This window comes from Pseudomonas sp. SBT1-2 (genome assembly GCF_028640875.1).
Lineage (GTDB): Bacteria > Pseudomonadota > Gammaproteobacteria > Pseudomonadales > Pseudomonadaceae > Aquipseudomonas > Aquipseudomonas chlororaphis_I.
The window spans coordinates 37018-43377 of record NZ_JAQZAA010000093.1; the positions used below are offsets into that span (position 1 = coordinate 37018).

At 65.3% G+C, this 6360-nt stretch carries 5 protein-coding genes; 2 read left to right on the forward strand and 3 right to left on the reverse strand.

The window, feature by feature from the left end:
* Positions 1–39: 39 nt before the first annotated feature.
* Together PVZ78_RS20280 and PVZ78_RS20285 are read right to left on the reverse strand one after the other, a co-directional pair.
* A complete protein-coding gene (locus tag PVZ78_RS20280) occupies positions 40–1428 on the reverse strand; it encodes a GTPase/DUF3482 domain-containing protein (RefSeq protein ID WP_273829147.1) in 1389 nt (462 codons plus the stop codon).
* Positions 1421–2800 carry a DUF2868 domain-containing protein gene (locus PVZ78_RS20285; protein WP_009051341.1) on the reverse strand — a complete coding sequence of 460 codons (1380 nt, stop codon included), beginning with the start codon at positions 2798–2800 and terminating at the stop codon, positions 1421–1423. The genes PVZ78_RS20280 and PVZ78_RS20285 overlap by 8 nt, the downstream gene beginning before the upstream one ends.
* 96 nt (positions 2801–2896) lie before the next feature.
* Here PVZ78_RS20285 and PVZ78_RS20290 point away from each other — a divergent pair, with 96 nt between their 5' ends.
* On the forward strand, positions 2897–3409 hold the full coding sequence (locus tag PVZ78_RS20290; protein WP_009046056.1) for a dihydrofolate reductase: 513 nt from the start codon (positions 2897–2899) through the stop codon (positions 3407–3409).
* 204 nt (positions 3410–3613) lie between these two features.
* Here PVZ78_RS20290 and PVZ78_RS20295 read toward each other — a convergent pair whose 3' ends face one another.
* Positions 3614–5005, reverse strand: coding sequence for an L-cystine transporter (locus tag PVZ78_RS20295; protein ID WP_016704825.1), 1392 nt, complete (start codon positions 5003–5005; stop codon positions 3614–3616).
* 240 nt (positions 5006–5245) lie between these two features.
* On the opposite strand from PVZ78_RS20295, the gene PVZ78_RS20300 reads away from it, so the two are divergent.
* Positions 5246–6301 (forward strand): phosphorylcholine phosphatase, encoded by a 1056-nt coding sequence (locus PVZ78_RS20300; RefSeq protein ID WP_101283854.1) that lies wholly within the window; start codon positions 5246–5248, stop codon positions 6299–6301.
* The last annotated feature ends 59 nt before the right edge of the window (positions 6302–6360 follow it).

Below are 6360 nucleotides of genomic sequence, written 5' to 3' on the forward strand. Positions count from 1 at the left end.
AGGCTTGCCCGCGATGGCGTCGGTGAGAACGACGCCGACCTAATCCCCGACCACCAGCTTCTGCGCCAACGCCTCGATCTGCTCCTGACGCTCCGCCTGGCTCAAGCGCGGCGCCGGGTTCAGTGACGACCACTGCGGATGGGCGCGGGCCTTGTTCAGTGCCTCCGGCAGCTTGCCCTCGCGCCAGCTCTGGTCCTGGGGCGTGGCCAGCTGGATGCTGCCCAGCGCCGCATGACCGCGCACATTCAGCGCCTGCACCAGTTGCCGTTGGCGCAGGGCCAACAGGCGCAGCACGCTGTCGTCCACGGTCAGCTCGCGCTGGCCCTTGAGCTTGCCCAGCAGGCGGCCGCCGTAGCTGCGGGCGGTTTGCAGCGCGCCACCGGCGATCGCCCCGGCCAAGGCCGCCGCGCCCAGGGTCAGGCCACCCACCAGCAGATCGACGCCGGCCCCGGCCGCCGCGCCGGCGGCGATCCCGCCACCGACCCGCACGCCCAGCTGCTTGAGGGTTTCCGGGTTGAACAGGTCATCGCCCCAACGCCCGTCGAGCAGCGGCACATCGCTGGCGGCGGCATCCTGCGGGCGGAAGGCGTAGAGCTTGAGTAGCGATTCGACGCAGCGCTGCTCACGTTGACGCACGGCCTTGCGCAGTTCGCCGATGGCCTGCTGTTCCTGCTCGACCTCGCTGACCACGCTGCGCCGGCAGGCGGCGCAATCGATCAGCAGTTCGGCGATCAGCCGCGCAGCGCTTTGCTGGCGAGCCGCGCGTTGCGCCTGCTGATCGGCGATCAGGCGTTCCAGCTGCGGCCGCGAGCTTTCCAGGAGCAACGCCAGGCTTTCATACAGCCGCCGCTCGCCGTCCTCCGGCGGCGCCACGCTGTCGAACCGCACCAGCGCGTGCAGGCCCAGGCGGGCCAGGGCTTCGCGCCAGTCCGGCTCGCGATGGTCGGCGCTGCTGACGAAATTCAGCACCGGCAGCAGCGGCTTGCCGCAACTGGCGAGGACTTCCAGTTCGTCGCGGTATTTGGCCAGTACCGGCTCGCGGGCATCGATCACATACAGCCCGGCGTCGGAGTCCAGCAGCTGGCGCAGCACCTTGGCTTCCTGTTCGAAACGCTGGCGCGCCTCGCTGCCTTCGAGAAACCGCACCAGGCGGGCCGGGCCGTCCAGGCGCTCGCCGGGGTGCTCCAGGCGTTCCAGGTAGTCGAGCAGGGCGATGGCGTCTTCCAGGCCGGGGGTGTCGTACAGGTCGAGCAGCGGTTCGCCGTCCACCGACAGCCGCGCGCCCTCGACATGGCGGGTGGTGCTGGGGCGATGGGAGACCTCGCCGAAGCCGACGTCCCGGGTCAGGGTACGCAGCAGGGAGGTCTTGCCGACGTTGGTGTGGCCGACTACCGCCAGCTTCAACGGCGGTTTGCGAGAATCAGTCATGCCCGGTCTCCAGCCAGTTCAGCGGCACGCAATCGGCGAATGGCAGCTCCAGTTGTTGCAGGGCCACCTGCCAGTCACCCAGGCGTTCGGCATCCAGCGCCTGGCCCGGTGGCGCCTGCAGCAGCCAGACCCGGGTGGCAGTGGCGCTGCGGGCCAGCTCGGCGATCAGCGCCAGGCTGCCACGGTCCGGCGAGCGCCGTGGATCGCAGGCGATGGCCAGGCGCGCCGGCGGAAAGCGGCTCATCTGTTCCAGCAGCTTGTGCCGGGATTCGCGGCTGTCGAGGATGCCGGCGTCTTTCACCGTGGCCGGCAATTGCGGTGGCCAAGGGCGCTGGTCGTCCAGTTCGATGGCCACCAGCAGGGCGCCATCGCTGTCCTGCGCGCTGACGCCGCCTTCGATACGGTGCAGCAAGTCGGGGGCGGCATCGTTGATCCCCAGGCGTTCGCTGCTGGGCATCAACGCTTCGCGCAGCTGGCTGTAGCCGGGGAGGTTGAGGTCCAGTTGCAGGCGCGCCTGCCCGTGCTTCCAGCGCCAGCGACAGAACAGCATCAACAGCAGGCGCGGCAGCACGCCGTAAATGATCAGCGAGGCCACCAGCCAGACGGCCCACATCTGGCGCACCAGTTCAGTGTTGTAAACATCCCGGGTGCTGGCGTGAATCATCTCTACGGTCGGTACCCCGAAACCTATGGCACGGGGTATGGCGGCGAGGGCGTTGGTCATCGCCACGAAGGCATCCGCGCCGAGCAGGGTGCTTTCCCAGTAGAACCCGTAGCGCTTGGTGATCAGCAGCATCAGCAGGATTGCCGTGGCGCTGAGCAGGGCCAGCAGCCACAAGCCGTTGACCAGGGTGCCGATGGCCCAGCGATTGAGTTTGCGCCGTTGCAGCAACAGCAGCAGGGCGGGCGCCAGCTGCGCGGCCTTGGCGTCGCGGGCGAGCTTGGCGCTGAGCCACAGCCACAGGCGGCCGAGGCTGGCGCCCTGTTCGCCGGCGAACAGCAGGCCCAGGGCCCAGCTCAGCAACAGGAGCAGGTTGAGACCGAGCAGGCTGCCCAGGGCCCAGAACACATTGACCGGCGCCTGCCCGTTGCCCAGGGCGGCGAAGGCCAGGCCGGCGCCGCTGACGATGGCCAGCAGCGCCAGCAGCATCAGCGCCAGGCGCGCACCCTGGACCCAGTGGCGCAGGGCGGCGGCCAGGCCGTCGCGTTCGGCCAGCCACAGCGCGCGGTATTGGAGGCGGCTCGCCAGATCGCCGCCAGCGGTGCGCGCCAGGCGATTGGCTTCCTGGTCCTCCAGGGCGCCGGCGTGTTCTTCACGCAGGCGTACGGCTTCGGTGAGCCAGAGTTTTTCCAGTGGGGTCAGTGCTGTCACACGTCATTCCGTTGCTCAAATGAGGGGTGAGCATAACCGCTGTCGCGCCGATCGGGGTACGTTGCGGGGCACCGAGCCTCTGGTATCCTCGCCGGCATGAAAAAATCTCTCCCTCTCAGCCTGATCGCGGCCCTCGGTGAAAACCGCGTGATCGGCGTCGACAACAGCATGCCCTGGCACTTGCCGGGGGATTTCAAATACTTCAAGGCCACCACCCTGGGCAAGCCGATCATCATGGGTCGCAAGACCTGGGATTCGCTGGGGCGTCCGCTGCCGGGGCGGCTGAATATCGTGGTCAGTCGCCAGGCCGACCTGCGGCTCGAAGGCGCCGAGGTGTACCCATCGCTGGAAGCCGCGGTGGCACGTGCCGAGGAATGGGCGCTGGAACAGGGCGTTACCGAGCTGATGCTGATCGGCGGGGCGCAGCTGTATGCCCAGGGCCTGGAGCAGGCCGATCGCCTGTACCTGACACGCGTGGCGTTGAGCCCGGAAGGGGATGCGTGGTTCCCGGAGTTCGATCAGCAGCAGTGGAAACTGGTGTCTGACGTGCCGAACCCGGCGGAAGGCGACAAGCCGGCCTATAGCTTCGAAGTCTGGGAGAGGGTTTAACCCCGTAGCCCTGTAGCCGCTGCCGAGCCTGCGAGGCTGCGATCGAGGACGAAGTCCTCGCAAAACCTGAGCACGCGGTGTTTCAGGAAAAACAGGTTGTCTGGTTTTACGACTGCTTCGCAGTCGATCGCAGCCTCGCGAGCTCGGCAGCGGCTACAGGTCGTGATCCCGTTCCGGGCGTGAACCCGGAACGGGGCTGAAAGATCAGGCCTGCGCCAGCTCCGCATGCTCATCGGCATCGAGCTTTTCTTTATCGGTCTGCTGCATGATCTGGCTGGTGATCGCCCCGGCGGTCATCGAACCGCTGACGTTCAGTGCGGTACGGCCCATGTCGATCAGCGGCTCCACGGAAATCAGCAGCGCCACCAGGGACACCGGCAAGCCCATGGCCGGCAGCACGATCAGCGCGGCGAAGGTCGCGCCACCGCCCACCCCGGCCACACCGGCCGAACTCAAGGTCACTATCGCCACCAGGGTCGCGATCCACAGCGGGTCCAGCGGGTTGATGCCGACGGTCGGGGCCACCATCACCGCCAGCATCGCCGGGTACAGGCCGGCGCAGCCGTTCTGCCCGATGGTCGCGCCGAACGAGGCGGCGAAGCTGGCGATGGACTGCGGAATGCCCAGGCGGCTGGTCTGCGCCTCGATGCTCAGCGGGATGGTCGCGGCGCTGGAGCGACTGGTGAAGGCAAAGGTCAGCACCGGCCAGACCTTGCGGAAGAAGCGCAGCGGGTTGATCCCGGCCAGCGACACCAGCAGGCCGTGAACCACGAACATCAGGCCCAGGCCGATGTAGGACACCACCACGAAACTGCCGAGCTTGATGATGTCCTGCAGGTTGGAACTGGCGACCACCTTGGTCATCAGCGCCAGCACGCCGTAAGGGGTCAGCTTCATCACCAGGCGCACCAGGCGGGTGACCCAGGCTTGCAGGGTGTCGATGGCGTTGACCACTTTCTGGCCCTTGTCGGCGTCGTCCTTGAGCAGTTGCAGGGCGGCGATACCGAGGAAGGCGGCGAAGATCACCACGCTGATGATCGAGGTCGGCTTGGCCCGGGCCAGGTCGGCGAAGGGGTTCTGCGGAATGAAGGACAGCAGCAACTGCGGGATATTCAGGTCGGCGACCTTGCCCGCGTAATCGCTCTGGATCACCTGCAGGCGAGCCATTTCCTGGGTACCGGCCACCAATCCTTCGGCGGTCAGGCCGAACAGGTTGGTCAGGGCGATGCCGATCACCGCGGCGATGGCGGTGGTGAACAGCAGGGTGCCGATGGTCAGGAAGCTGATTTTGCCCAGGGACGAGGCGTTGTGCAGGCGCGCCACGGCGCTGAGGATCGAGGCGAACACCAGCGGGATCACGATCATCTGCAGCAGCTGCACGTAACCGTTGCCCACCAGGTCGAACCAGCCGATGGAGGTTTTCAGGATGGGGTTGCCGGCACCGTAGAGGCTGTGCAGGGCAACACCGAAGACCACGCCCAGCACCAGCGCCAGCAGGACCTTCTTGGCCAGGCTCCAGGTGGTGTGACGGGTTTGTGCCAGGCCCAGCAGCAAGGCGAGGAACACCAGCAGATTGAGGATCAGCGGCAGGTTCATTGAGGCTCCATAAGACTTGTGCCAATCGCTTGTGGCTGCGATTGCGAACCGGCAAGCCTAACAGCTTGATATCTAATGAATTAATATCAAAAACGCATTGAGACTGTCGTTTTTGGAATAAGCCGCTGACGCTCAGGCACATGCCGGTGGCGGAATCAGGACGCGGGCGGTCGCCCACAGGCGAGGATTGTCACAGCGATTTGTTAGCGTCGATCTCTTTAAATCAGGGAGAAAACGCCGATGAAACTCACTCCGAAATTTCTGGTTGCCGCACTCTGCCTGGGCCTTGCCGGCCAGGTTCTCGCCACCGACTTGAAGCACTGGCCCGCGGAACAGGCCAAGCAACTGGACGCGATGATCGCGGCCAACGCCAACAAGGGTAACTACGCGGTGTTCGACATGGACAACACCAGTTACCGCTACGACCTGGAAGAGTCGCTGCTGCCGTTCATGGAGAACAAGGGCCTGATCACCCGCGAGACCCTCGACCCCTCCCTGAAGCTGATGCCGTTCAAGGACACCGCCGAGCACAAGGAAAGCCTGTTCAGCTACTACTACCGCCTCTGTGAAGTCGACGACATGGTCTGCTACCCCTGGGTGGCGCAAGTCTTCTCCGGCTTCACCCTCAAGGAACTCAAGGGCTATGTCGACGAGCTGATGGCCTCGGGCAAACCGGTGCCGGCCACTTATTTCGAAGGCGACGTGGTCAAGAACACCGAGATCAATCCGCCGAAGATCTTCACCGGCCAGAAAGAGCTGTACAACAAGCTGATGGAGAACGGCATCGAGGTCTATGTGATGACCGCCGCTTCCGAAGAGCTGGTGCGCATGGTCGCGTCCGATCCGAAGTACGGCTACAACGTCAAGCCGCAGAACGTCATCGGCGTGACCACCCTGCTCAAGGACCGCAAGACCGGCGAGCTGACCACCGCGCGCAAGCAGATCAGCGCCGGCAAATATGACGAGAAGGCCAACCTCGGCCTGGAACTGACCCCTTACCTGTGGACCCCGGCGACCTGGATGGCCGGCAAGCACGCAGCGATCCTGACTTACATCGACGAGTGGAAAAAACCGGTGCTGGTGGGCGGCGACACCCCGACCAGCGACGGCTACATGCTGTTCCATGGTGTCGACGTGGCCAAGGGCGGCATCCACCTGTGGGTCAACCGCAAGGACAAGTACATGGCCCAGATCAACGGCATGATGGCCAAGAATGCCGCAGCCCAGGCCAAGGAAGGGCTGCCGGTGACGGCGGACAAGAACTGGGTGATCGTCAAGCCGGAAGATATCCAGTAACAGCGGGTTGAACCCATCGCGGGCAAGCCTCGTTCCTACAGGATCAGTGTCGTCTGTAG

Coding starts and splice junctions, on each gene's coding strand:
- PVZ78_RS20295 (WP_016704825.1), bottom strand. CDS start 5,005: ATGAACCTGCCGCTGATCCTCAATCTGCTGGTGTTCCTCGCCTTGCTG.
- PVZ78_RS20300 (WP_101283854.1), top strand. CDS start 5,246: ATGAAACTCACTCCGAAATTTCTGGTTGCCGCACTCTGCCTGGGCCTT.
- PVZ78_RS20290 (WP_009046056.1), top strand. CDS start 2,897: ATGAAAAAATCTCTCCCTCTCAGCCTGATCGCGGCCCTCGGTGAAAAC.
- PVZ78_RS20280 (WP_273829147.1), bottom strand. CDS start 1,428: ATGACTGATTCTCGCAAACCGCCGTTGAAGCTGGCGGTAGTCGGCCAC.